This window comes from Polaribacter sp., assembly GCF_024639685.1.
Classification (GTDB): domain Bacteria; phylum Bacteroidota; class Bacteroidia; order Flavobacteriales; family Flavobacteriaceae; genus Polaribacter.
Genome location: NZ_JAHEHX010000001.1, coordinates 162,598 through 188,016 on the forward strand (window position 1 = coordinate 162,598; position 25,419 = coordinate 188,016).

General features: G+C 30.9%; 24 protein-coding genes and 1 tRNA gene. 6 read left to right on the forward strand and 19 right to left on the reverse strand.

Annotated features, from left to right (window positions below; translation table 11 throughout):
* Window positions 1–15: 15 nt before the first annotated feature.
* Window positions 16–2,166, forward strand: coding sequence for a molybdopterin cofactor-binding domain-containing protein (locus Q0L44_RS00790; protein ID WP_296633954.1), 2,151 nt, complete (start codon window positions 16–18; stop codon window positions 2,164–2,166).
* A gap of 204 nt (window positions 2,167–2,370) precedes the next feature.
* Here the strand turns inward: Q0L44_RS00790 and Q0L44_RS00795 are convergent, their stop codons facing one another.
* Both Q0L44_RS00795 and metG read right to left on the reverse strand, forming a co-directional pair.
* Window positions 2,371–3,273 carry a histone deacetylase gene (locus Q0L44_RS00795; RefSeq protein ID WP_296633957.1) on the reverse strand — a complete coding sequence of 301 codons (903 nt, stop codon included), beginning with the start codon at window positions 3,271–3,273 and terminating at the stop codon, window positions 2,371–2,373.
* Window positions 3,273–5,342: a methionine--tRNA ligase gene (gene metG, locus Q0L44_RS00800; protein ID WP_296634191.1), complete on the reverse strand. Its 2,070-nt coding sequence runs from the start codon at window positions 5,340–5,342 to the stop codon at window positions 3,273–3,275. The genes Q0L44_RS00795 and metG overlap by 1 nt, the downstream gene beginning before the upstream one ends.
* Before the next feature lie 123 nt (window positions 5,343–5,465).
* On the opposite strand from metG, the gene Q0L44_RS00805 reads away from it, so the two are divergent.
* The 3 genes from Q0L44_RS00805 (at window position 5,466) to Q0L44_RS00815 (ending at window position 7,800) form a co-directional block, all read left to right on the forward strand.
* Complete coding sequence (locus Q0L44_RS00805; RefSeq protein WP_296633958.1) at window positions 5,466–5,945, forward strand: hypothetical protein; 480 nt, start codon at window positions 5,466–5,468, stop codon at window positions 5,943–5,945.
* Window positions 5,946–6,071: 126 nt separating this feature from the next.
* On the forward strand, window positions 6,072–7,055 hold the full coding sequence (locus Q0L44_RS00810) for an LD-carboxypeptidase (RefSeq protein ID WP_296633960.1): 984 nt from the start codon (window positions 6,072–6,074) through the stop codon (window positions 7,053–7,055).
* Window positions 7,056–7,440: 385 nt separating this feature from the next.
* Window positions 7,441–7,800 carry a YraN family protein gene (locus Q0L44_RS00815; RefSeq protein WP_296633962.1) on the forward strand — a complete coding sequence of 120 codons (360 nt, stop codon included), beginning with the start codon at window positions 7,441–7,443 and terminating at the stop codon, window positions 7,798–7,800.
* On the opposite strand, the gene Q0L44_RS00820 is transcribed toward Q0L44_RS00815, so the two are convergent.
* Entirely contained in the window at window positions 7,797–9,167 is a 1,371-nt protein-coding gene (locus Q0L44_RS00820) for a TlpA disulfide reductase family protein (RefSeq protein ID WP_296633965.1), read from the reverse strand. The two genes, Q0L44_RS00815 and Q0L44_RS00820, sit on opposite strands and share 4 nt — an antisense overlap.
* 97 nt (window positions 9,168–9,264) lie before the next feature.
* Here Q0L44_RS00820 and Q0L44_RS00825 point away from each other — a divergent pair, with 97 nt between their 5' ends.
* Window positions 9,265–10,059: an SDR family oxidoreductase gene (locus tag Q0L44_RS00825; protein WP_296633968.1), complete on the forward strand. Its 795-nt coding sequence runs from the start codon at window positions 9,265–9,267 to the stop codon at window positions 10,057–10,059.
* 3 nt (window positions 10,060–10,062) lie between these two features.
* Here the strand turns inward: Q0L44_RS00825 and Q0L44_RS00830 are convergent, their stop codons facing one another.
* Window positions 10,063–10,416, reverse strand: a complete 354-nt coding sequence (locus Q0L44_RS00830) for a hypothetical protein (protein WP_296633971.1) — start codon at window positions 10,414–10,416, stop codon at window positions 10,063–10,065.
* An 80-nt stretch (window positions 10,417–10,496) separates the two neighbouring features.
* On the opposite strand from Q0L44_RS00830, the gene Q0L44_RS00835 reads away from it, so the two are divergent.
* The gene (locus Q0L44_RS00835; protein ID WP_296633972.1) at window positions 10,497–11,012 is read left to right on the forward strand and encodes a CvpA family protein; all 516 of its coding nucleotides are present in this window, start codon (window positions 10,497–10,499) and stop codon (window positions 11,010–11,012) included.
* Window positions 11,013–11,075: 63 nt separating this feature from the next.
* Here the strand turns inward: Q0L44_RS00835 and Q0L44_RS00840 are convergent, their stop codons facing one another.
* The 15 genes from Q0L44_RS00840 to Q0L44_RS00910 all read right to left on the reverse strand — a co-directional run bounded on the left by Q0L44_RS00840 (window position 11,076) and on the right by Q0L44_RS00910 (window position 25,406).
* A complete protein-coding gene (locus Q0L44_RS00840; RefSeq protein WP_296633975.1) occupies window positions 11,076–11,705 on the reverse strand; it encodes a carbonic anhydrase family protein in 630 nt (209 codons plus the stop codon).
* The gene (locus Q0L44_RS00845) at window positions 11,702–13,288 is read right to left on the reverse strand and encodes a SulP family inorganic anion transporter (RefSeq protein ID WP_296633978.1); all 1,587 of its coding nucleotides are present in this window, start codon (window positions 13,286–13,288) and stop codon (window positions 11,702–11,704) included. Before Q0L44_RS00845 ends, Q0L44_RS00840 begins: the two co-directional genes overlap by 4 nt.
* A gap of 135 nt (window positions 13,289–13,423) precedes the next feature.
* Window positions 13,424–14,182 carry a tetratricopeptide repeat protein gene (locus tag Q0L44_RS00850; RefSeq protein ID WP_296633980.1) on the reverse strand — a complete coding sequence of 253 codons (759 nt, stop codon included), beginning with the start codon at window positions 14,180–14,182 and terminating at the stop codon, window positions 13,424–13,426.
* 1 nt (window position 14,183) lies between these two features.
* Window positions 14,184–15,947: a BatD family protein gene (locus tag Q0L44_RS00855; protein WP_296633981.1), complete on the reverse strand. Its 1,764-nt coding sequence runs from the start codon at window positions 15,945–15,947 to the stop codon at window positions 14,184–14,186.
* 21 nt (window positions 15,948–15,968) lie between these two features.
* Window positions 15,969–16,790: a tetratricopeptide repeat protein gene (locus Q0L44_RS00860; RefSeq protein WP_296633983.1), complete on the reverse strand. Its 822-nt coding sequence runs from the start codon at window positions 16,788–16,790 to the stop codon at window positions 15,969–15,971.
* Window position 16,791: 1 nt separating this feature from the next.
* Window positions 16,792–17,841, reverse strand: coding sequence for a VWA domain-containing protein (locus Q0L44_RS00865; protein WP_296633985.1), 1,050 nt, complete (start codon window positions 17,839–17,841; stop codon window positions 16,792–16,794).
* Window positions 17,842–18,849, reverse strand: coding sequence for a VWA domain-containing protein (locus Q0L44_RS00870; protein ID WP_296634194.1), 1,008 nt, complete (start codon window positions 18,847–18,849; stop codon window positions 17,842–17,844). It abuts the gene before it with no gap.
* Window positions 18,836–19,750 (reverse strand): hypothetical protein, encoded by a 915-nt coding sequence (locus tag Q0L44_RS00875; protein ID WP_296633987.1) that lies wholly within the window; start codon window positions 19,748–19,750, stop codon window positions 18,836–18,838. Before Q0L44_RS00875 ends, Q0L44_RS00870 begins: the two co-directional genes overlap by 14 nt.
* 8 nt (window positions 19,751–19,758) lie before the next feature.
* Entirely contained in the window at window positions 19,759–20,628 is an 870-nt protein-coding gene (locus Q0L44_RS00880; protein ID WP_296633991.1) for a DUF58 domain-containing protein, read from the reverse strand.
* A 64-nt stretch (window positions 20,629–20,692) separates the two neighbouring features.
* Window positions 20,693–21,682, reverse strand: coding sequence for a MoxR family ATPase (locus Q0L44_RS00885; protein WP_296633993.1), 990 nt, complete (start codon window positions 21,680–21,682; stop codon window positions 20,693–20,695).
* Window positions 21,683–21,801: 119 nt separating this feature from the next.
* Window positions 21,802–22,566, reverse strand: a complete 765-nt coding sequence (locus Q0L44_RS00890; protein WP_296633996.1) for a UDP-2,3-diacylglucosamine diphosphatase — start codon at window positions 22,564–22,566, stop codon at window positions 21,802–21,804.
* Between the two features lie 15 nt (window positions 22,567–22,581).
* Window positions 22,582–24,153 (reverse strand): S41 family peptidase, encoded by a 1,572-nt coding sequence (locus Q0L44_RS00895; RefSeq protein WP_296633998.1) that lies wholly within the window; start codon window positions 24,151–24,153, stop codon window positions 22,582–22,584.
* Window positions 24,146–24,571, reverse strand: a complete 426-nt coding sequence (locus Q0L44_RS00900) for a dCMP deaminase family protein (RefSeq protein ID WP_296634001.1) — start codon at window positions 24,569–24,571, stop codon at window positions 24,146–24,148. The genes Q0L44_RS00895 and Q0L44_RS00900 overlap by 8 nt, the downstream gene beginning before the upstream one ends.
* Before the next feature lie 57 nt (window positions 24,572–24,628).
* Window positions 24,629–25,210, reverse strand: coding sequence for a HupE/UreJ family protein (locus tag Q0L44_RS00905; protein ID WP_296634003.1), 582 nt, complete (start codon window positions 25,208–25,210; stop codon window positions 24,629–24,631).
* 110 nt (window positions 25,211–25,320) lie between these two features.
* Window positions 25,321–25,406, reverse strand: a tRNA-Leu gene (locus Q0L44_RS00910).
* Between the last annotated feature and the right edge of the window lie 13 nt (window positions 25,407–25,419).

Sequence of the window (25,419 nt, forward strand, 5' to 3'; positions counted from 1 at the left end):
TAAAGTTTGAAGAACATGAAACTACACAACAAAGATAATTTTAGTAGAAGAAATTTTTTAAAAACCTCAGCTTTAGCGGGTGGTGGTTTACTAATAGGATTTAACTTTTTAACAGCCTGCAAACCAGAAGCAACAATGCCTGTAGATGTGACTAGCTTAAACTTTAACGATTTTAATGCCTTTATTAGAATTTCTGATGAAGGATATGTAACTATTTTTTCTCCAAATCCAGAAATTGGCCAAGGTGTAAAAACAGCAATGCCAATGATTATTGCAGAAGAACTAGATGCAAATTGGAACAAAGTAAGAGTTGAACAAGGTGCTTTAGATACAAAAAAATTTACAAGACAAGTTGCTGGTGGAAGCCAGTCTATTCGTCAAGGATGGGATGCCTTAAGACAAACAGGAGCAACTGCAAGACAAATGCTATTAAATGCTGCAGCCACTAAATGGAATGTAGATGTATCTACTTTAAAAACTTCTAAAGGAATTATTACCAACGCAAATGGAGACGAATTTAATTACGGAGATGTTGTAAAGGAAGCTGCTTTATTGGAGGTTCCAGAAGATGTTAAGCTAAAAGAAACCAAAGACTTTACCATTATTGGTAAAGATGCTATTAATGTAGATATAGATAAAATTATTACAGGGAAACCATTATTTGGTTTAGATTACAAAGCAGATAATATGATGATTGCATCTGTTTTAAGACCACCTGCATTTGGGCAAAAATTAGTAGATTTTGATGATACTAAAGCAAAAGCAGTAAATGGAGTTGTAGATGTCCTAAAGTTTGGTGATAAAATAGCTGTTTTAGCAAATTCTACTTGGTCTGCAATGAAAGGTAAGAAAGCATTATCTGCAAATTGGAAATCTGAAAAACCAGAAAGCACTAAAAATCATGATGAAATTTTAACCAATATTTTAGATGGTAAAAAGTTTAACACAAGAAGAGAAGATGGTAATGTAAAAAAAGCCTTTACTGATGCAGACAAAGTAATTGAAAGAACCTATCATGCTCCTTTTTTACCCCACAACTGTTTAGAACCTATGAATTTTTATGCAGATGTTACTGCAGATAAAGTGCATTTAGTTGGGCCAATTCAAACTCCTCAATGGACAGTGAATAGAGTTGCACAATTATTAAACAGAAAACCAGAAACTATTCATTGCGAAATGACAAGAATGGGTGGTGGTTTTGGTAGGCGCTTGTATGGAGATTTTGCACTAGAAGCAGCAGAAATTTCAGATATTACCAAACAGCCTATTAAAGTAGTCTTCTCTAGAGAAGATGACATGACAGCTGGTACCTATAGACCTGCAAGTAAATACAGAATTAAAGCTTCTTTAAAAAGTGGTAAAGTTTCTGGATATTACTTAAAAGAGGCTGCCATAAACGGAAATATGTATGGTGCTATTACCAACTTTTTCCCTGCAGGTTGTATCCCAAACTATAAAGTAGATACAGAAAGCCATGCAAGTAATATAACTACAGGAGCTTGGAGAGCACCTTACACAAATTTCCTAGCCTTTGCAGAACAAACCTTTTTTGATGAATTGGCAAATGAATTAGGAGTAGATACCATTCAACTAAGATTAGATCTATTACAAAATGTGAAAAATACTACTGATGAAAAGATAGAATATTCTGGTCAAAGAATGGAAGACACCATTAAATTGGTAAGAGAAAAAGCAAATTGGGGTAACACTAAAGAAGGAATTTACCAAGGTTTTGCTGCTTATTACAGCCATAATACACATGTTGCAGAAATTGCTGACATTTCATTAAAGGATGAGTATCCTATTATAGAAAAGGTAACAGTTGCTGTAGACTGTGGAATTTTAGTGAATCCTACAGGTGCTAAAAATCAAGTTGAAGGCGGCGTCTTAGATGGTATTGGACATGCTATGTATGCTGATTTTTCATTTAAAGATGGTAAGCCAGAACATAAAAACTTCGATACTTATAGACTTATTAGAATGCAAGAAGCGCCTAAAGTAGAGGTCTATTTTGTAGAGAATGATAAAAAACCCACAGGTTTAGGAGAACCTGGTTTACCACCTGCAGGTGGTGCTATTGCAAATGCTATTAATGCTGCATTAGGTCAAAGATTATACAGCCAACCTTTTGTTAAAGAATTAAAGAAAAACACTGTTTTAGGATAATATAATGCAACCATTTTTCTTATCCTTTCCAGACTTTAATTTATACAGCACACCATTAATAATACTTGTGTTTCAAGAAAAGAAAAATGGAGTGTTATTACCAAAGTGTACAAAGTAAACAGGATAGGTTTACGAAAACTACTGGTAGAAATAAAAGCAGATAATAAAGATAAGACTGTAAAATTATTTCAATAAAATATTATTTTAAAAGTAAATCTCTTGTGCTAAACGAAACGTATTGGCGTGCGCATCAACAACAATATTAACATCTTTAGAATAACCACCCCCCATAGAACACATAACAGGAATCTGCTTATCAAAACAAGTTTTTAAAACAAACTCATCTCTTGATGCACATCCCTCTAAACTCATACCAAGTTTCCCTAATTTATCTGTAGCTAAAACGTCTACACCACATAAATAATAAATAAAATCTGGTTGTTCTTGGGCAATTAATCTGGGTAAGGTTTCTTTTAAAATCGATAGAAAATCAACATCATTTGTATCATTTTCTAAAGCAATATCTAAATCTGATTTTTCTTTAACAAAAGGATAGTTACTTTTACCATGCATAGAAAAAGTAAAAACAGAAGTGTCATTTTCAAAAATTTCTGCTGTTCCATTTCCTTGATGTACGTCTAAATCTACAATAAGTATTTTGCTTGCTAAATTCTTGTCCTGAAGGTATTTTGCAGCAACAGCTTGGTCATTTAACATACAAAAAGCTTCTCCTCTATTAGAAAAAGCATGGTGTGTGCCTCCTGCTATATTCATGGCAATTCCGTTTTGCAAAGCAAATTCAGAGGCTTTCATGGTACCATCTGCAATTACCATTTCTCTTTCTATGAGTACTTCAGAAAGAGGGAAACCTATTTTTCTGGCTGCTTTTTGATCTAAAGTAATATTTAATAAATCGAAAAAATACTCTGGCTCATGAACTGTAAAAAAATGCTTGTTATCTGGTATTTCTGGTTCAAAAAAATTATCAGCTGTACAAGTGCCTTCGTACAAGAGTTGTTCAGGTAGCAAATCGTATTTTATCATCGGAAAACGATGCCCTTCTTTTAAAAAGTGATGATAAATAGGATGATGCGCTATCTTTAACATTAGCTCACTGCTTGACCGTTTTTAACTGCTTTTTCTGGTGCTACAAAAGCCAATTTACCATCTGGAGTATCTGTCATTAAAATCATTCCTTGACTTTCTGCTCCTCTAATTTTTCTGGGTGCTAAGTTTACCAAAACAGAAACCTGTTGGCCAATAATATCTTGTGGAGAAAAGCTTTCTGCAATACCAGAAACAATGGTTCTTGTATCTACACCCACATCAACCTTAAGTTTCAACAATTTTTTAGTTTTTGCTACTTTTTCAGCCTCTAAAATGGTACCAATTCTAATATCTAATTTGGTAAAATCATCAAACTCTACAGTTTCTTTTTGGGGCTCTACTACTTTGTTTTCTTGTTCATTTGCCAACTTTGTAGCTTGTAGTTTTTCTAACTGAGCATCAATCGTTTTATCTTCTATTTTAGAGAATAACAATTCTCCTTTATGTATTTGATGTGCTGCTTCAATTAGAATGTTTTTATCAGAAATATCATCCCAAGAAATAGAGGTTTCTAAATTTAAAATACCCTTTAACTTTGTTGATGTAAATGGTAAAAATGGCTCTGCAACCACTGCTAATGCTGCAGAAATTTGCAAGGCTACATACATTATTGTTTGTACACGTTCTTCATCCGCCTTAATAACTTTCCAAGGTTCTTCATCTGCCAAATACTTGTTACCCAATCTTGCCAAATTCATTAATTCTTGACTTGCTTCTCTAAATCTGTATCTTTCTACAGATTTGCCAATTACGTTTGGAAACTCTTTTACAGCAGCTAAAACATCTTCATCTACTTCTGTAAAATCATTTGGTGTAGGTACAATTCCTGAATAATATTTGTTAGTTAAAACTACAACTCTGTTAATAAAGTTACCAAAAATGGCAACCAATTCATTGTTATTTTTTGCCTGAAAATCTTTCCAAGTAAAATCGTTGTCTTTGCTTTCTGGTGCGTTTGCAGTTAATGTGTAACGCAAAACATCTTGCTGATTTGGAAAGTCTTCTAAATACTCATGCAACCAAACTGCCCAGTTTTTAGAGGTTGATAATTTATTGCCTTCTAAATTTAAAAATTCATTGGCTGGTACATTATCAGGTAAAACATAATCTCCATGTGCTTTTAACATACTTGGAAAAATAATACAGTGAAAAACAATGTTGTCTTTCCCTATAAAATGTACCAATTTAGTATCATCATTTTTCCAATAATCTTCCCAGTTTTTACCTTCTCTTGCAGCCCATTCTTTAGTTGATGAGATGTATCCAATAGGTGCATCAAACCAAACATAAAGCACTTTACCTTCTGCACCTTCTACAGGCACAGGAATTCCCCAATCTAAATCTCTAGTTACAGCTCTTGGTCTTAAACCATCATCTACCCAAGATTTTACTTGGCCATACACATTTGGTTTCCAATCTTTTTTATGCCCTTCTAAAATCCATTTTCTTAAAAAATCTTCATGCTTATCTAAAGGTAAAAACCAATGTTTTGTTTCTTTTACGGTTGGTACATTACCCGTAATTGCAGATTTAGGGTTAATTAAATCTGTTGCATTATGACTTGTACCACAATTTTCACATTGATCTCCATAACTTTCTTCAAAACCACATTTTGGGCAAGTTCCAACAACAAATCTGTCTGCTAAAAATTGGTGTGCTTCAGCATCATACAATTGTGCAGTAACCTCTTCTACAAAATCACCTTCATTGTACATTTTTACAAAAAAATCTGAAGCAGTTTTATGGTGAATTTCTGCTGATGTTCTTGAGTAGTTATCAAAAGAAATACCAAAATCCTCAAAAGATTTTTTAATAATAGTATGGTACTTATCTATAATATTTTGTGGAGAAACACCCTCTTTTTTTGCTCTCATTGGTATTGCTACTCCATGTTCATCTGAACCAGAAATATAGGCTACGTCTTTACCTTTTAAACGTAAATAACGTGCGTAAATATCTGCAGGTACATAAACCCCTGCTAAATGACCAATATGAATTGGACCATTTGTATAGGGTAAAGCTGCTGTAATTGTATATCTTTTTGGAGCACTCATAGTGTTTCTCTTAATTTTTTGGAATCATTTTTGAAGGTACAAAAGTACGAAAACATGGTTTTAAAAACCATCGAAAATTGATACATTTACATTGGGTGTTTTTTAAACACTGTAATGCATAAATGAATAACGTTTTTAATGTTTAAACAAATACTAATTGTTGCCTTTTTGCTGATTTTTTTATCGGTAAAAGCACAAGAAAATTTAGATAGCTTACGCCTAAAACCAAACCCAATTGTCTTTGGTGATTTTAGTCTAGGTTACTCAAATGGATTTATCAGAGGGTTTGCAATAGGTGGTTCTATAAATTATCAGAACAAGAATAATTTATTCACATTTAGAGCATTACAAGTAATTAACATTAAAAAAATTGATTTCTTTTTAATAATTCCAATCAACATAGAAAGTGAAACCATGACAGAATACTCACTATTATATGGAAAAAGATATATAGAGGACGGATTTTCGTATCATTTTTCTGGCGGAATTTCTTACACTTCTTATGACAGAAGTTTTGAGAATGATAATTTAACCATAGATTATGTTGGTTTTCCTATAGAAACTGGGGTTAGTTGGTTTAAAAATAAAAAAACCGATTTAGAATTTTTTACGGTTTAATCCCTGTTGGTAAACCTACTAGTTTTGCAAGATCTATTGGTTTTAAGCTACATGCAAATATTGCTAAAAGATCATATGTTGGTTTAGGTCTAACTTTTGGTTTGGGTTGGCACAAAATTTATACAAATGAGAAATAAGACTTATATTTTTTTACTTTTAATTAGCTTTGGGTTTACACATGCTCAAGAAAAAATGATTACTCCCCCTTTTCTAAAAGCTGGAGATACTATTGCAATTGTAGCTCCTGCTGGTATTTTAAAAAATAGACAAGCCACCATTTTAAAAGCCAAACAACTAGCTGAAAGTTGGGGCTTACATGTGGTTGTTGGACAGAATATTTACAATAATAACAATCATTTTGCAGGCTCTGATGAAGAAAGAACTGCTGATTTTCAGGATGCTTTAGATAATTATAGTGTAAAAGCAATTTGGGCTGCTAGAGGTGGTTATGGCTCTGTGAGAATTTTAGATGCATTAGATTTTACCGAGTTTAAAAATAATCCTAAATGGATTATTGGTTATTCTGATATTACTGCCTTTCACAATCATGTAAATAACCTAGGTATACAGACTTTACATGCAATGATGGCTACAAGTCTTGAACAAAAACAAAAAGTAATTGAAAAAACGATAACTAGTTTTAAAACTGCTCTTTTTGGAGATGATATATCTTATTCTATTAAAAACTCAAGCTACAATAGAACCTTAGGCAAAACAAGTTTGGAAGGTGAATTGATTGGTGGAAATTTAGCAATACAAGCCTCTATGTTAGGTTCTAAAAGCCAAATGCATACAGATAATAAAATTCTATTTATAGAAGAAATTGGGGAATATAAATATGCCATAGATAGAATGTTACAAAGCTTAAAACGAGCTGGCTATTTTAAAAATTTAAGTGCAGTAGTTATTGGTGACATGTCTTTGATTAAGAAAAACTCTACAAAATGGGGTAGTTCTATTGAGCAACTTATTTTAGATGTTGTTCCTAAAAACATACCTGTAATTTTTAATTTTCCTGCAGGTCATGAAGCAGATAATAGAGCTTTGATTTTTGGGAGAACTTTAAAAATTAATATTACTAAAGAAACATCTATTTTTTCTTTTTATTAGATTTCTATTTCTTCTAAAACTTTATTAGACAACTCTTTTCCGTTTTTATCAATTTTAAAAGAAGGATTCAACAAACTTTTGGTATAAAAATAAATGAGTGGGCCTATTAATTATACGTGCATAAAAGGCACAAAAAATAAAATTTCTCTAGTAACTGTTTTAGTATACCAACTAGCATGTATGGAGCAATATACATCGTAGACAAGAACAGCAAAAAACTTAACCATTTACTGGGTTTATTATTGTATAAAAATCCTTTTCTTAATAGTAAGAATGAAAACACAATACCATGAAAAAAGAAGATTAAAAGTAATGAGCTTTTTTGTCCAAAACCAAAAGGAAAATTCATGCCATAAAAATAGGCATTAATTTGTAAATTCACCTTATGGCACAACATAATGAACTTGGGAAAAAAGGAGAACAATTAGCTATCAATTTTTTACTAAAAAATGACTATAAAATTCTTGAAAAAAACTATCGGTATTTAAAGGCTGAAGTAGATATTATTGCCCAAAAAGATGATATTCTTATTGCTGTAGAGGTTAAAACCAGAACCTCAGCATATTTTGGAAACCCTCAAGACTCTGTAAATCCGAAAAAAATAAAACTACTAACATCTGCAATAGATTTCTATGTTACCAATAATGATTTAGATGTAGAAGTACGTTTTGATATTATTGCTATTATCACCAATAAAAAAGAAACCAAGATAGAACACCTTGAAGATGCATTTTTACATTTTTAGAGTTTCTCTACAAATGTTTTTACATCATTGATATCGTTTGGCTTGGCAACAATCTTTTTATTCTTGTCTAAAATAATATAGGTAGGGGTTGCATTTATTTGATAAATTCTAGCAGTTTTATTTTCCCATTTATTTAAACCCAACACATTATGCCACCCTTTTAAATTTGCTTTGGTAAACGTTTGCCAAATAGAAGCGTCTTTTTCTAACGCAAACCCCACTACTTTAATATTCGATTTCGGTTTCATGTACCTATGCAACTGAGGAATTTCCCTTAAGCAATGAGAACAACTTGTACTCCAAAAAACCAACACATAATGATTTGCATCATTTAAAGTAGAGAGTTTAACTGTTCTTTCATTTTCTGTCCAGGAAAAATCTGGAGCAATTCTACCAATTTCTGTGGCAAACAGTGCCTCTTTTTCTTTTTTAAACTTCGCATCTTGCAAAGCAACAGGAAGCTTGCTATAATGTTCTTTAAATAAGAAATCGATAATTTCTATATTTTTAGAAGCTTCAAATTGATCTACCAAAAACGCTATAATATCTCTCTTGTAGCTTTTATCAGAAATTTTAGAAAGCACTGTATTAACAGACTTCTTATATAACTTCTGCTGCTCTACTAAATCATCTGAATAATTAATATAAAATATGTAATCTAAAGTTCTGTTGGTAAGAAAAGGAGAGTTTCTTAAGGTTTTGTTAGAAAAATCTAAACGATCAAAAAAAGTTCCTTTTATACTTGATAAATACGCATCTACCGAATTGAAAATAGTGGGTGAGTTCACCCTTAAACTAGCACTAATTACTGGAGCTATGTATCTGTTTTTTGCAAGCTTATCGTATTTCACTTGTACCTTATTTAAATTGCTATAAGCACTTTTATATGCATCTGCTAAATTTAAACTTGGATCTTGTAAAACTGCAACCTGAATACTATCTAAGCTTTGCTGTGCTTTAGAAATATCACCTAAATAATTACGATACAATTTATTTTCTTCACTAATTGAAAAGGCTATAGATTCTTGTGGATACTCTGGATTAAAAATAAAGGTAACGTCTTCGTTATTGTAATAAAAATCGACAAAACCTGCTCCTTCTAATTTATAATTTGCTCTATAAACACCAGGTTTTGCAGTTGCTGGTAGCTGAAATTCAAACCTTCCAACTGCTTCTTGCTTTCCTCCAATTAAAGTGCTATCAGTTTTAATTTTTGTGTTATTTACAAATACCTGTTTTGTACCTTCTAACTTGTATAAAATTAACCAGTCAGATTCCAATTTAGGACTCATTACACCCTTTACAGAATGTTGAGCATACATAAATGAAGTCGCAAATAGCAATAATGACAGTAATTTCTTTAGCATATTAATTAGTTTAAATTTGTGTAATTTTTTCAAGAAGCATTCCAAAAATACTATTTCTCTTTTTAAATAGGTATATTGTAACATTAAATATATACTTATGAGCTTTTCTGATAAAACAATTTGGGTTACTGGAGCCTCTTCTGGAATAGGAAAAGCATTAGCCATAGAATTAGCAGAGCAAGGAGCGCAGTTAGTTTTATCTTCTAGAAAAAAGCAAGATTTAGAATTGGTTAAAAACGCTTGTAAAAACTCTAATAAAGTTAAGATAATTCCTTTAGATTTAGAAGATTTTACCAATTTGAAACCTGTTACAAAAGAAGCAATTGCTTCATTTGGTAAAATTGATATTCTTGTAAATAATGGAGGAATAAGTCAGCGCTCTTTAGTAATAGATACCGATATTCAGGTTGATAAACGAATTATGGATATAAACTATTTAGGAAACGTAGCTTTAGCTAAGGCTTTGTTACCTCATTTTATTGCTAATAAAAGTGGACAATTCGTGATAACCACAAGTATTGTTGGTAAAATAGGTACACCTTTAAGATCTAGTTATGCTGCCAGCAAACATGCATTACATGGTTTTTATGATAGTTTAAGAGCAGAACATTTTAATGATAATATAGCTGTAACCTTAGTATGCCCAGGTTTTGTAAATACAAATATTTCTAAAAATGCACTAACTGGTGATGGTTTTCCACAAGATAAAATGGATAATGCCACAGCAAATGGTATTAAGCCAGATCGATTTGCAAAGTTGATGGCTAAAGCTATAAAGGATAAGAAAGAAGAAGTTTATATTTCTGGAGCCAAAGAAAAGTTGGGCGTTTACGTAAAGCGTTGGATGCCTAAAATTTTCTCTTTTATGATTCGTAAAATGAGTGTAACCTAAGGTTTAAAAGTAGTTTAAAGCCTCAAAATAGGTAACAATGGCTTCTTTCATTAATACAGTTTGTTCACCAGGTTTTAAATTCGGTAAATCTGTAAGTATTTTGTAATGAGGCCAACCATCATCATCAAAATAAACGAACTCATAATAACCATAAGGTTCTAATAACTTGCAAATGGCAATGTGCATTAGATTCATTTTTTCGTCTTTTTTAAAAGTTCTGTGACCTTGCCCTAATTCTTGAACACCTATTAAATAAATAATACCATCTACATTTAGGTCATCTCCATCTGAAAAATCTTCAGATAGTTTGCTTACTAAAAGACTCCATTTTTCTTTTAAAGTATTCTCTTTTGTCATTTTTGATATTAAAATGTAAAGATACAATGTGCATTTTTAATTTGATAAAATATACTGTAGATTTACACAAATTATAAACCATGAATGTAATTGATATTATCATTATTGTCATATTACTTTTTGCAGCTGTAAGAGGTTTTATGAGTGGTCTTTTTGCATCAATTGCATCATTGGTTGCTATAGTTGCTGGCGTTTTTTGTGCCATTCACTATTCTTACTATATAGAATATGCGTTAAATGACTCTGTTTTAGAATGGTCTCATCAAACAAATAAAATTGTAGCATTTGCTGTTACTTTTTTAGCAGTTGTTTTGGCCATTATTTTCGTTGGAAAATTACTTACAAAGTTAGCAGATATTACTGCTTTGGGTTTGTTAAATAAAATTCTTGGAGCCATTTTTGGAACCTTAAAATGGTCTTTAATTTTAAGCGTACTCTTTTTATTCTTTGAGAAGTTTAATAAAACTATTCCTTTTGTTGATGAAGAAATGTTAGATGAGTCTGTACTATTTTATCCTATTAAATCTATTGTACCAACCTTAATTCCTGCAATTATGGATGAAGAGAATCCTTCTTTAAAGTTTATTAAAGCTTAAATATCAGCCACAAAAAAAGCCGAGTTTAAAACTCAGCTTTTATTATAATATTGAATATTCTTATTACAACATTGTTACTTTACCAGTTTGTAAAGAGTATACTCCTCCTACAATTTTAACAGCATCAGAACTTTCTAAATCTGCTAAAATTTCGCTTCGTTCTCTAATTCTATCAATTGTTAAAAGCACATTATTCTCTACAGTTTTTGCGACAAATTTAGGATTTGCAGAAGTATTATCGCCATCTATTTCTTTTGCTGATTTTTTTACAGCTGGCATAATATTGGCTAATAAATGTGTAATGTTCCCTAATTTAACATCATCACAAGCAGCTTTTACAGCGCCACAACTTTCATGACCTAATACTAAAACTAGTTTACTTCCAGCAACTGCACATGAGTATTCTAAACTACCTAAAATATCCTCATTTTCGAAATTACCAGCAACTCTAGCTACAAAAACATCGCCTATTGCTTGATCAAAAACTTGCTCTACAGGAACTCTAGAATCTATACAAGAAAGCACAACTGCTTTTGGGTATTGACCAGTAGTAGTTTGTTGTACTAAATCTAAATACGAAACCTCTTCTAAATCATTATTGATAAAACGTTCATTACCTGCTAATAGATCTGTTAAAACATCATCTGGAGTTAAATTGTCTTGTACTTGCTTATTTATGGCTGTATTTCTCATGCTTTTTTATGATTTTTTTCCAATTTAAAGAATTCTATAAAACTTTCTGGATTATCTACAATTCCTCTCTCAGAGATTATTTTAATATCAATGTGTCTTTCATTTGCTTTTACTGCAAAGTCTTCTAAAATTTCTATAATATCATTATCTAAATAAATGGTTTTTCTAACATCTAACTCTAAATACGTATTTTCTGGTAAACTGTCTAATTCATTTAAAATAGCTCCCTTATTGAAGAAAGTTACTTGCTCTGCTAGCGTCATTTTAATACGGTTTTTACCATCACTTTTATCTTCTATGTGCAAAAAGTGAGAGTTTTGGAAACTTTTGATAAGGATAATAACAATACCCACTGCTAAACCTAAAGCAATACCTACAAGTAAATCTGTAAATACAATACCTACAACTGTTACTGTAAATGGAATAAATTGTTTCCACCCTAAATCCCACATTTTCTTGAATAACGCTGGTTTTGCTAACTTATAACCAACAATTAATAAGATTGCTGCTAAAACAGAAAGTGGAATTTTATTTAATAATGTTGGTATTAAGATTACCGAAATCAATAATAAAAAACCATGAAATATTGCAGATAATTTAGTTCGACCTCCAGATTGAATGTTGGCAGAACTTCTTACAATTACTTGTGTTACAGGTAAACCACCAATTAAACCAGATAAAATATTACCTGTACCTTGAGCTAGTAATTCTCTATTTGTTGGTGTTACATTTTTATGCGGATCTAATTTATCTGTAGCCTCTACACATAAAAGTGTTTCTAAACTTGCTACTAATGCAATTGTAAAACCAACTACCCAAATTTGAGGGTTTGTAATTGCTGCAAAATTAGGAAAACTGAATTGACCCAAAAATGAATCGAAACTATCAGGAACTGGAACACTTACTAAATGCTCTGAACTAATCCCAAATTTAGAGGTAGAATCTGTAAGTATATAATATACAATACCAAAAACTACAGCTACTAATGGCCCTTGAATTAATTGAAAAAACTTTCCTTTTTTTGATAAGACATTACTCCATAGAATTAAAATTCCAAGACCAACAATACCAACTACTGTAGAACCTAAACTTATGTTATTTATTGATTTAAAAATTTCAGAAAATGTATTTTCTCCATCTACTTGAAAAAAAGCAAAATCTCCTTCAGGATCTGCATCATACCCAAAAAAGTGTGGTATTTGCTTTAGAATAATTATAATTCCAATACCTGTTAACATTCCTTTAATTACAGAGGATGGAAAATAATAACCAATAATACCTGCTTTTAAAATTCCGAAAATTAACTGAATTACACCTCCAATAACTACAGCTACCAAAAAGTTTTCATAACCACCTAAGGTACCAATTGCCGTTAAAACAATTGCTGCTAGACCTGCAGCAGGTCCACTAACACCAATTTTAGAACCAGATAACGCACCAACTACAATACCACCAACAATACCTGCTATTAAACCAGAAAATAAGGGAGCACCACTTGCTAATGCTATACCTAAACAAAGTGGCAATGCCACAAAAAACACTACAACACTTGCAGGTAAGTCACTCTTTAAATACTTAAACATAAATTTTACTTTGTATTAATTGAACTCATTTTCATTGATAAAAACGAGAGAAATTTTTGATTGATTGATTTTGCTTCGTTTTAAGGAAACAATGCAATATAGTGAGAAAAAGATATTTTTAAGTGAATTTAATAATTATATTTCGTCTAACTCTTTAATTTCGTTAGCTACAATCCAGCCAATTTTACCATCTGCTAACTTAATTTTTTTCCAGTTATCTATAGTATCTAAAACAGTGACCTTAGTACCTTCATGCAAGGTAAATAGCTCTTCTGAATTTAGGGTTGGCGCATTCATCACCTCTGTTTCTTCTGCAAAAACAATAGCAATTTTGTTGTTATTTGCTAGAGAATGTTGGTTAAATGTAATAAAGAAGGTAATGATTAAAAAGAGGTAACTAAGCATACTTATAACAAAGAAAAATCTTTTTGTGCCTGGTCTATTAGAAAAATAGAAAAGTAAAAATAAAATACTACCTAAAATTGCAAAAGAAACAACTACTATAGCCCACTCATTGTATGATAGTTTTTGAATATAATTTATATTTATTTTTTGAAAGAAGGTTTTTGGCAATTCTTCTATAGTGTCTAAAGCTAACCTCTTAGCAAAAACTAAATTGTTTTTTACATCTTCATTGTCTGGATCGATTTGTAGTGCCTTTTCGTAATAAAAAATTGCAGGACCAACCTGATTCAATTTATAATGTGCATTCCCTAGATTATAAAATAATTCAGGAGAAACTAAATTGTTACTTTCTAACGTTTTGTAGAATTCAATAGCTTTTTCATAATTCTGCTGTTTGTACATTTCATTAGCAGAATTAAAAATCTTTTGCTCATCTTGAGCATAAAATACCTGAGCAACTAGCAGTAATAAAAATAGGATTTTCTTCATCTTATAACTGTTTATCTAATTCAACGATTACTTGTTTAGCTCTTTCATACTCTTGTTTCATTTCTGTATCTGTAACAGGCGTATATCTTGCAAAATCAGATGCTTTTAAAACATCTATAAATTGTTTTATAGTTGCATCATTAATGTTTCTTTTCTGTAAAATTTGGGTGATGTTTTCTTTACTAATATCACTTATTTCAAAACCTAATTTCGCTTTTAAGTAATTGTGTAGAGCACGTTCTAAAGCTTCATAAAAAGCTTCTTTTTTACCCAATTGCTTTTGAGCTGCTGACAGGTATTTTTTAGCTAATTTTTCTGCTTTTCTAAAGCGTAAGCCAACAACATCACTTTTTCTCTTTTGGTTGTTTTTACCAATTATAATAGCTAATGGAATCAATAATAGTGGTAAAATTAAAAGAATGTAGAATAAATAAGATTGGTAAAAATCACTGTCATATTTAATTTCTAAATCGGTTTTAGTTTGTATGTATCTAAAACTTTTTCCAGAGGAAACTACATTTTTCTGTTGAGGGTTTGTGTTATCTGTAGTTGTAATTAATTCTTTACCTTCTAACACATCTACATATAAATCGTCTGTATTTATAGTGTTATATTTTTTTGCTTTAGGATCAAAATAAGAGAAAGAAATGTCTGGTAATTTATATTTCCCTTTGTATTGTGGTACTACAGTATACGTATCTGAAAAAGATCCAGATAAACCATTACTTGTTATTCTTACGCTTTCTTTTCTTTCTGGTTGATAAGTTTCTAGCTCTTTTGGAGTTTTTACTGTGGGCAACTCAAATAACTTTAAGTTTCCTCTACCATTTACTGCTACTTTTATTTCTGATGATTCATTCGCTTTTAAAACATCTTTACTTAAACTAACATCAAAATTAAATTGCCCAACAGCACCTGTAAAATTCTCTGGCTTACCTTCTAAAGGAAGGCTTTTAGGCTGGATTATTTTTTTAACTGAAGAAAAATCTTTTTTAATATTCTTAGTAATTATATTTCCAAAGAAATCAGCTCTGCCTGTTGGTACACCAATTACAATATCCATTTTCATTGGTTCTATTGTTAGTTTACCCGTTCTTGTAGGAATCAATAATGCTTTTTGGAGCACAATATATCTATAGTTTTCTCCATTATATTTTCCCATTTTAACGGGGAAACCGTTTATTTTAATTTCCTGATTCCAAAAACCATTATACTGTGGAGCCTCTGTTATAGAGGTGTCGTACACACTTATATTTTCGCTAACATATAATCTGTATTCTACATAAACGCCCTCACCAACATATGGTCTAGATTTGGACACCTCTGCAACTAAATGAATATTTTGCGCTGCAATATAATCTGGATCATTAGGGTTTTCTGGAGTTGCAATAGGCTCTGTAACAATAATTTTCATCATTTTTGAATCTATTGTACCACCATTAATGTTAATGCTTGCAGGCTTTATTATTAATTCTCCTTGTCTTTTTGGTTTTAAAATATATGAGTAAGACTGTGAAAAACTTACTTTACCATTAATCCAAGATTGACTAACAGATTGACTCGGTCCTTGAATAACGCTAAATCCTGTAAAATCTGGTGCTTTAAAATTATCTGCACCTTGTTTATTTATAGAATATTCAATTCGTAAGCGCTGGTTTAATCCTAACTTATTTTTACTCACAGCAACACTTAATTCTGCTTTTTGCGCAGTAATAGAAAGTGTACATAGGGTTATGAATAGTAATATGTAAAATCTCAACTTCATCGTCTTTCTAAATTGTTGGTTTTACCAATCTTTTTCTTGTTTAGTTTTTTTGCCTTTTGCCTTTTTCGCATTCATTTTCTTTTGCGTTTTCTTTTCCTCATTATTTAAGCTTTCTAGCAACTGCTTAATTTGCTGAGGAGACATTTTTCCTTGTTGAGGTTTAGGCTTTTTGTTCTGATCTTTTTTATCGTCTTTTTTAGGATCTTGTTTTTTGTCTTTATCTCCTTCACCATCTTTATCATCTTTCTTATCCTTATCTTCACCTTCTTTCTTGTCCTTATCTTGATCCTTATTTTTATCGTTTTTCTTGTCCTTATCTTGATCTTTTTGATCTTTCTTATCTTTGTTATCCTTGTTTTGATCGTCTTTATTTTGCTGATTTTCTTTTTCTAATAATTGCTGAGCTACAGCTAAATTGTAACGCGTTTCCTCATCTGTTGGGTTATTTCGTAATGCGTTTTTATAGGAATCTACTGCTCCTTGGTAATTTTTAGTTTCCATATGAGCATTTCCAATGTTATGATAGGCTTGCGCTTTCGTTAACTTATCTTCTGCAGTTTTTGCAGTTAATTCATATTGAGGTAAAGCCTCTTTAAAGTTTTTATTTTTATACAAAGCATTACCTAAATTGTAACTTGCCTTATCATAATAAGAACTGTTGCTTAATGCTTTTTTGTAAGCTACAGAAGCATCTGTATATTGCTTGTTTTGGTATAATTCATTTCCTTGCCTAACCATACTTCTAGCTTTACGTTGCAAAGCTGTAGAGTCTTTTTGAGCTGAGATTTCTTTGATAGAGAACAGCATCAAAAAGAGAATTGATATTTTTAAATACGTTTTCATATTATTTTTCATTTAAAGGTTCTTCATTAAATAAATCAATCTTTTTTACCCATCTAGTCTTCTTATCGAATAAGAAAATATCAAAAATTAAAAATATTAGCCCTACTCCTAAAAACCATTGAAATTGGTCTTTATAATCTGAAAATTGTTTGGTTTCAAACTCATTTTTTTGAGCATTTGCTATAATGTCAGAAATTGTAGCTACAGGTTTTTCTGTAATATTACCATTTACATATTTACCATCACCTGCATCAGAAATGTCTTTTAGAACATTTGCATTTAATCTAGTAATAACAGTCTCTCCTTTATTATCTTTTTTATACCCAATCATAGCGCCATTTAAACGCATCGGAATTGGGCCTCCTTTTTCTGTTCCTACACCTATTGTGTAAATTTTTACGCCCTCATTAGATAAATTTTGTGCTACTTGCTTAGTTTCTTCTTGATGATCCTCTCCGTCTGAAATAATGATTAAAAAACGATTGGTTTGCTCATCATTATTATAATAGGTTTTAGCCAATTCCAGAGCTTCGTTAATAGCTGTTCCTTGACTTGATACCATGTCTGGATTTGCATTTTGCAAAAACATATTTGCAGCTGCATGATCTGTTGTAATTGGTAATAGTGGATAAGAATTACCGGCATAAATAATAACACCAACTCTGTCTGAGCCTAATTTATCGATAATTTTAGAAATAATCTGTTTTGCCTTTTCTAATCTGTTTGGTGCTATATCTTCTGCCAACATACTTTTAGAAACATCTAACGCAAAAACAACATCTACACCTTCTCTTTTTACCGTTTTTAATTTTGAACCCATTTTTGGATTTACCAAAGAAATTATTAAGAAGGAAATTCCTAACACAAACATAATCAACTTTAAATTAGATTTAAAAACCGATGAATTTGGTGCTATTTTTTGTAGTAATTCTGGGTTAGAAAATTTACGTTGAGTTCTTTTTTTCCACCATAAAACCAATAAGTAGATTACAATCATAACTGGTATGATTGCTAATGCATAAAAATAAATTGGTTCTTCTAATCTGTACATTTATATAAAACTCTTAAATAATGTGTTTCTTAATAAAAATTCTAACAACAATAAACCTAAAGCTAAGAATACCAAATCTCTATACATTTCTTGGTAATTATAGTATTTAAATTCTTCAATCTTAGTTTTTTCTAACGAATCAATTTCATCATAAATTTCTTTTAATGATGTATTGTCTGTAGCTCTAAAATATTTTCCTTGTGTTTCTTTTGCAATATTTTTTAACAAATCTTCATCTATTTGCACTTGTTGTTTTCTAAAGTTGAGCATACCTGTTCTTGGGTCTTTACTCCAAGGAAAATCAGCCATACCATTTGTACCTATTCCAATTGTATATACCTTAATACCAAGTTCTTTTGCTAATTCTGTTGCAGTTGTTGGATCTATGTTACCTGCATTATTTACACCATCTGTTAGTAGTATAATAACCTTACTTTTGGCTTTACTATCTTTTAATCTGTTTACACCAGAACCTAAACCCATACCAATTGCTGTACCTCCTTCTAATTGCCCCCATTGTAAACGATCTATGGTTCTTTTTACGATAGTTTTATCGCTAGTAATTGGTGTTTGTGTAAAGCTTTCACCAGCATAAACTACAATACCAATTCTATCATTTGGCCTTCTATCTACAAAATCTACAGCTACTTTTTTAAGTGCTTCTAGCCTGTTTGGTTTTAAATCTCTGGCTAACATACTTGCAGAAACATCAATAGCCATAACTATATCTATACCTCTGTTTGTTTTTGTTCTCTTACTTACAGAAACATTTCTAGGTCTTGCAAGAGCTAAAATTATAGCTGCTAAAGCTAATAATCTTAAAACGTATAAAACTGGTTTTAACTTCGCTAAAAAACTGGTTTTAGTTTTAAAACCTTTGGTACTTGGTAAAGTTAACACTGCTGCATCTCTTTTACGAACAAAGAAATACCAAACTGCTAATAATGGTATTAGTATTAACAACCATAAAAACGCCGGATTTAAAAACTCAAAATTACTCCAATTCATCATCTTTGCTAATAATTTTAGGTTTTAAGTCACTAAGAATGACTTCTGCATCTCTTCTATCTTCTTCAATTTCTATGGCCAATGGCTTAGATTTAGCAAATTTTACTAAATCTGCTTCTTGAAATAGTGCTTTTAACTTTTTAATCGAATCGATAGAGGTTCTTATGCTTTCAGAGGAATGAAAATCAGTTAATGTTGCTATAACTTCGTCTGATGTTTTTTCTAAAGCAGGTACATTTAATTCACGTTCTATATAACCACGAATTATTTCTGTGAGCTCACTATAATATTGCTTGGTTTTATTATTCTGCCACAATAATTTTTCGTCAAGTTCATTTAATTTATATATAGCCTCTTCGTAAGGAGTTAACGCTCTATAAGTTACCTCTTCTTCTTCTGTTTTTCTTTTTCTGATGACAAACCAGTAAATCCAAAAACCTATGATTAATAATGCTGCAATAAGCAAATAGATATAAACCTTAAAATCATCAAACACATAAGGCTCTTTTTTAATCGTTTTTATTGGGTATTTTTTAATTTGAGTTGTATCTACTGCAACTGTAGCTACATTAACTAAAAGAGAATCTGTTAAATAGGCTTGATTCTTAATAAATACTTGTTGTTGTGGAATATAATAGGCTCCACTATCAAAACCAGTTAAGATATATTTCTGTATTAATTGATTGTTTATTGTATCTGTTTTTACAGAATCTATTACCTCTAAACCTTTTAAATCTAATTTTGGTAAAATTACATTTTCGGTTTCATTTATAACAAGTTTATACTTAAACTGCTCTCCAATTCTAATAGAAGATGTTTCTATACTAGCACTAACCATAGAAGTTTGAGTATACCCCACTACAGATAGAAATAACAAAATGTATAAAATAATTTTTTTCATTGCTTACCTTACCTTTCTTTATGTTTAAAATAACCTAGTAATTTTTTCACGTAACTCTCATCAACCCTAGTATTTATTGTACCTGCCCCACTTCTTTGAAAAGTGTTAGTGTAATAATCTGTTAATCGTATGGCGTTAGCTTTATAATTATTTCTTGTTGTTCTAGAGGATGTATTTACATATTGAATAGCCCCAGTTTCTGAATCTAACATAGGTACCATTCCTAAATTAGGAATTTCCTCATCGTGCTTATCATACACTCTAATACCTGTTAAATCATGTTTTTTAGCCGCAATTTTTGCTGTTTTTTCATAATCATCGTCCATAAAATCAGATAACATAAAAACAATTGCTCTCTTTTTTAAAACACTAGATAAAAACTTTAAGGCTACAGAAATATTGGTTTTTTTACTTTTAGGCTTAAACTCAATTAATTCTCTAATAATTCTTAGAACATGACTTTTACCTTTTTTAGGTGGTATATATAGTTCTATATCATCAGAAAATAAAACTAGCCCAACTTTATCATTATTCTGAGTTGCAGAAAAAGCTAATGTTGCAGCAATTTCTGTAATGGTATCTTTCTTAAATTGATTACTAGTGCCAAAAAATTCTGATCCAGATACATCTACCATCAATAACATTGTCAGTTCACGTTCTTCTTCAAAAACCTTAACGTAAGGTTCATTATAACGCGCTGTAACATTCCAATCAATAGTTCTAACATCATCTCCAAATTGGTATTGGCGTACTTCAGAAAAAGTCATACCTCGCCCTTTAAAAGAGGAATGATATTCACCTCCAAAAATATCATTAGACAAACGTTTTGTCTTAATTTCTATTTTACGAACTTTCTTAAGTATATCTTTTGTATCCATTGTTTTAAGCTGTTGGCTTTTTGCGTTTTGCTGTTGGCTAATTGCTAAATGCTAAGAGCTAATTCTAAGGTACTTCTACTTCGTTTATAATTTGATTGATGATTTCTACTGATGTTACATTTTCTGCTTCAGCTTCATAAGTAATACCAATTCTGTGACGTAAAACATCACCAACTACAGCTCTAACGTCTTCTGGAATTACATACCCTCTTCTTTTAATAAAAGCATAACATTTAGCTGCTTTTGCTAAATTGATACTCCCTCTAGGTGATGCTCCAAAACTTATTAAATCTTTTAAGTTTGGTAAGTTGTATTTTTCTGGATAACGTGTTGCGAATATGATTTCTAGAATATATTTTTCTATCTTCTCATCCATATAAACCTCATTAACAACTTCTCTTGCTTTGTTAATTTGGTCTACAGATATTACTGGATTAACTGATGCAAAACCACCACTTAAATTTTGACGCATAATAACTTGCTCATCCTGAATTTTTGGGTAATCTATAACCACCTTAAGCATAAATCTATCTACTTGTGCTTCTGGCAAAGGGTAAGTACCTTCTTGTTCTACCGGGTTTTGAGTTGCCATTACTAAAAATGGTTCATCTAACTTAAAAGTAGTATCTCCAATAGTAATTTGGCGTTCTTGCATTGCTTCTAACAAAGCAGATTGCACTTTTGCTGGTGCTCTGTTAATTTCATCTGCCAAAACAAAGTTTGCAAAAATTGGTCCTTTTTTAATAGAAAAATCGTTGTCTTTCATATTATAAATCATAGTACCAACAACATCTGCAGGTAATAAATCTGGCGTGAATTGCACCCTGCTAAAAGAACCTTGCACCGCTTTTGATAAGGTGTTAATTGCTAAAGTTTTTGCCAAACCAGGCACACCTTCTAAAAGAATATGACCATTACCTAACAAACCAATTAACAAACTTTCTATCATTTGTTTTTGACCCACGATTACTTTATTCATTTCTAAAGTAAGTATGTCTATGAAAGCACTTTCTCTCTCTATTTTTTCATTAATTGCTCTAACATCTACGTCCATTGTATAATTATGAATTGATTATTACTATTTTAAGAAAAACAAAGCTACAATTTTAACAAATTTTTTCTGTTAAAACAAGGTTAAAGATTTTGGTATATTTACTAGTAATGATAGGGCTTTCAGTTAAATTTTTCTAAACGAAATGTAGCTGAATTGAACTCGCCAAATGTAAAATAATGTATCCAATCTCCAAGATTTATGTATTTGCTATTTTCTTGTAATTTTATTTCTAAAGGTAAGTGCCTATGCCCAAAAACAAAATAATCATAATGATTTTGAGTTAATTTTCTTTTGCAATATTGCACTAACCACTCATTATCTTCTCCTAAAAAGTTTGCATCTTCATCTCCAGAAATCATTTTATTTTTAACAGACATATATTGCCCTAAGCGAACGCCTAAATCTGGATGAAGCCATTGAAACATAAATTTAAATAAAGGAAAAGTAAACACTTTTTTCATGCGTTTATAACCTTTATCTCCAGGTCCTAAGCCATCTCCATGACCAATTAAAAATTTTTTATTATCAATTAAAAACTCTTGTGGATGGTGATAAACTGTAATGTTTAATTCATTTTTAAAATAGTCTTTCATCCATAGATCATGGTTTCCTACAAAGAAATAAATAGGAACTCCGGCATCAGAAATTTCTGCTAATTTTCCTAAAGTCCGCACAAAACCTTTTGGAACTACTGTTTTATATTCAAACCAAAAGTCAAATAAATCTCCTAATAAAAAAATAGCGGTAGCATTATCTTTAATACTATCTAACCAAGATACAAATTTTCTTTCTCTATGAAGACTTTGCAAATGGTTAGGTGCTCCTAAATGTTGATCTGAAGCAAAGTAGACTTTTTTATTTTTTGAAGTATTAATTGAAATCATTATCACAAAGAAAAGCTATTCCTTTTTACTATCCAACTCTAATACCTTTTGCAACATTTTGTCATCTTTGTGCATAATTCTATAAAAACCTTCATCACCAAAAAGCACATTGGCTATAGATGCGTTTAGATACGGTTTGATGGTTTTTTCTGTTCTAAATGATGGAGTTACTTTGTCTTTTATAGAGGATAAATAGTTTTCAAAAACCTCATTATCTAAATCGAATTGATTAACAAAAGTGTCAATTGTCCAATCATTCAACTCTTTTCTATGCTCATCTACGTAATCAAAAGCAAAATTATTTATAGTATTAAAATAAAAATTTGACATATAAGTAGTCGTATCTATTGGCACAAAAATATCTGGAATAATACCTCCCCCTCCAAAAACTATTTTACCTTTTGGTGTTTTGTATTGCAGAGAATCTACAACTTTAATACTATCTTTATTTAACAACTCTCCGCTTAAAATTCTTTTCTGGTAATCTCTATAATAGCTTTTATTCCCATTAGCTGAATAAGGCTTTTGAATTGACCTTCCTGTTGGTGTAAAATATCTTGCTGTTGTTAAACGAACTGCAGAACCATCTCCTAAATCCATTTCTATTTGTACTAAACCTTTACCAAAAGAACGTCTTCCAATAATGGTACCCTTGTCATTATCTTGTAAAGCACCTGCTACAATTTCAGAGGCTGACGCAGAGTTTTCGTCAATTAAAACATATAAATTTCCTTTTTGAAAAGAGCCCATTTCTGTAGCGTAAAAGTTTTCTATTTTGTCTTTATTGTCTTTTGTGAATACGATAAGTTTACCATCCTCTAAAAATTCATCTATAATCCTATTTGCAATTTCTATAAATCCCCCTCCATTGCCTCTTAAATCTAAAACTAAAGCTCTTATATTATTCTTTTTAAGGGTGGTTAAGGAATTTTTAAATTCGACAAATGTATTTCTTGCAAAGCGATCTAACTTAACATAACCCACAGAATCAGAAAGCATATAAGCAAGATCTACACTTTTTATGTTTACCTTACCTCTTTTAATAGCTACTTGGAATAAAGAGTCATTACTTTTTCTGTATACTGTTAAATTTATAGATGTATTTGGTTTTCCTTTTAAAAACTTTGGCACAAGCCCGCTTCTTAAGTTTTTACCATAAAGAGTGTCCTTATTTGCAATTAAAATACGGTCCCCTGCTTTTATTCCTTCTTGTATACTTGGCCCGTCTTTTATAGGCTGAATAACAGTTATTGTATCTCTTATCATTCTAAACTGCACACCAATGCCTACAAAATTTCCTTGCATACTCTCAGTTACGGCTTGTAGATTTTCTTTTGGAATATATATAGAATGTGGATCTAATTTTCCTAACATTTGAGTTATAGCTCCATCTAATAAATCTTCTGTGTTAACTTTATCTACATAATCTTCTTTGATAAAATTAATGAGTTTTTTTATTTTTATTTCTTGAGAATTTTGTTTGGAAAAAGAAAATATTTCATTTGTATTTCCTCCCAAAAAAACACCTATTAGTATGCCAAAAACTAATGCAATCGCAAAGTAAAGCGGTAAATTATTCCTATTCATAAGGCAAGTAAGTTAATGAAACGCCTGCTTTCTTTAAAAAATCTAATCCTGAAGGATCTTTGTAAGCGTTGGCATAAACCACTCTTTTAATTCCAGCCTGATGAATTAATTTACTACACTGAGTACATGGTGATAATGTAATATATAATGTTGCATTTTTTGCTGACTGTGTAGAAGACGCAACCTTTAGAATAGCATTAGCCTCTGCGTGAAGAACTTCCCATTTTGTTGCACCAGATTCATCTTCACAACAATTATCAAACCCAGTAGGTGTTCCGTTAAAGCCGTCTGAAATAATCATTCTATCTTTTACAATTAAAGCGCCTACTTGTTTGCGTTTACAATTAGATAATTTCCCCCATTCTAAAGCCATTTTTAAATAAGCTTTGTCATATTTTAATTGTTTTTCTTCGGTCATAGTTCGAAAGTAAATAGATTTATATAGATTAAGCGTTAATTCTATTACAAAATTTAATTACCAAAAAACACGGGCTAACATCATTTGAATTGCAAAACCAATTACAATTGATGAAGTGACCATAATCCAATCTCTCCTAGAAACCTTAAATAAACCTTGTAAAAAAGCACCTATGATTAAAATGCCTAGCACAATTATAATTTGCGCTGCCTCTATACCTAACGCAAACTCTATAAGTGGCTGTAATTTATTTTCCTCCTGACCAATCATCATTTTAAAATAGTTAGAAAAACCCAAACCATGAATTAGACCAAATAAGAAAGCAAAAAATAAATTTATCTTGGTGTTCTTAGAGAGGGTGTTTTTTGAGACAATTACATTTAGAACTCCTGTAATGAATATAGTTAACGGAATTAAAAATTCAATAACATCTATTGGAAATTGAACCAGCTTATAGGCTGCCAAAGCCAAAGTAATAGAATGTCCAATAGTAAATAAGGTAACTAACCACAACACTTTTTGCCATACTTTAAAATTAAATACAACAGCTAAAACAATTAAAAATAAAATATGATCATAAGCAGAAAAGTCTAAAACATGAGTTAGCCCCATCTTAAAGTATAAAATAAAATCTTCCATAAAAAGTGTTTTTGTCTACTCAAAAATAATGAAAACATCAAAAGAAAACGATGAGAAATGAAATTTTTTGAGCATAAAAAAGCCGTAACATTTATATGTTACGGCTTTTGTACTGAAGATGGGACTTGAACCCATACGAGCATTACTGCTCACTGGATTTTAAGTCCAGCGTGTCTACCAATTCCACCACTTCAGCATGAAATATTATT

Bases quoted from the DNA above. Each gene is read 5' to 3' on its own strand.
- Q0L44_RS00790 (WP_296633954.1), top strand. From the start codon at position 16: ATGAAACTACACAACAAAGATAATTTTAGTAGAAGAAATTTTTTAAAA.
- Q0L44_RS00795 (WP_296633957.1), bottom strand. From the start codon at position 3,273: ATGTTAAAGATAGCGCATCATCCTATTTATCATCACTTTTTAAAAGAA.
- Q0L44_RS00805 (WP_296633958.1), top strand. From the start codon at position 5,466: ATGTTTAAACAAATACTAATTGTTGCCTTTTTGCTGATTTTTTTATCG.
- Q0L44_RS00810 (WP_296633960.1), top strand. From the start codon at position 6,072: ATGAGAAATAAGACTTATATTTTTTTACTTTTAATTAGCTTTGGGTTT.
- Q0L44_RS00815 (WP_296633962.1), top strand. From the start codon at position 7,441: ATGGCACAACATAATGAACTTGGGAAAAAAGGAGAACAATTAGCTATC.
- Q0L44_RS00820 (WP_296633965.1), bottom strand. From the start codon at position 9,167: ATGCTAAAGAAATTACTGTCATTATTGCTATTTGCGACTTCATTTATG.
- Q0L44_RS00825 (WP_296633968.1), top strand. From the start codon at position 9,265: ATGAGCTTTTCTGATAAAACAATTTGGGTTACTGGAGCCTCTTCTGGA.
- Q0L44_RS00830 (WP_296633971.1), bottom strand. From the start codon at position 10,416: ATGACAAAAGAGAATACTTTAAAAGAAAAATGGAGTCTTTTAGTAAGC.
- Q0L44_RS00835 (WP_296633972.1), top strand. From the start codon at position 10,497: ATGAATGTAATTGATATTATCATTATTGTCATATTACTTTTTGCAGCT.
- Q0L44_RS00840 (WP_296633975.1), bottom strand. From the start codon at position 11,705: ATGAGAAATACAGCCATAAATAAGCAAGTACAAGACAATTTAACTCCA.
- Q0L44_RS00845 (WP_296633978.1), bottom strand. From the start codon at position 13,288: ATGTTTAAGTATTTAAAGAGTGACTTACCTGCAAGTGTTGTAGTGTTT.
- Q0L44_RS00850 (WP_296633980.1), bottom strand. From the start codon at position 14,182: ATGAAGAAAATCCTATTTTTATTACTGCTAGTTGCTCAGGTATTTTAT.
- Q0L44_RS00855 (WP_296633981.1), bottom strand. From the start codon at position 15,947: ATGAAGTTGAGATTTTACATATTACTATTCATAACCCTATGTACACTT.
- Q0L44_RS00860 (WP_296633983.1), bottom strand. From the start codon at position 16,790: ATGAAAACGTATTTAAAAATATCAATTCTCTTTTTGATGCTGTTCTCT.
- Q0L44_RS00865 (WP_296633985.1), bottom strand. From the start codon at position 17,841: ATGTACAGATTAGAAGAACCAATTTATTTTTATGCATTAGCAATCATA.
- Q0L44_RS00870 (WP_296634194.1), bottom strand. From the start codon at position 18,849: ATGAATTGGAGTAATTTTGAGTTTTTAAATCCGGCGTTTTTATGGTTG.
- Q0L44_RS00875 (WP_296633987.1), bottom strand. From the start codon at position 19,750: ATGAAAAAAATTATTTTATACATTTTGTTATTTCTATCTGTAGTGGGG.
- Q0L44_RS00880 (WP_296633991.1), bottom strand. From the start codon at position 20,628: ATGGATACAAAAGATATACTTAAGAAAGTTCGTAAAATAGAAATTAAG.
- Q0L44_RS00885 (WP_296633993.1), bottom strand. From the start codon at position 21,682: ATGGACGTAGATGTTAGAGCAATTAATGAAAAAATAGAGAGAGAAAGT.
- Q0L44_RS00890 (WP_296633996.1), bottom strand. From the start codon at position 22,566: ATGATTTCAATTAATACTTCAAAAAATAAAAAAGTCTACTTTGCTTCA.
- Q0L44_RS00895 (WP_296633998.1), bottom strand. From the start codon at position 24,153: ATGAATAGGAATAATTTACCGCTTTACTTTGCGATTGCATTAGTTTTT.
- Q0L44_RS00900 (WP_296634001.1), bottom strand. From the start codon at position 24,571: ATGACCGAAGAAAAACAATTAAAATATGACAAAGCTTATTTAAAAATG.
- Q0L44_RS00905 (WP_296634003.1), bottom strand. From the start codon at position 25,210: ATGGAAGATTTTATTTTATACTTTAAGATGGGGCTAACTCATGTTTTA.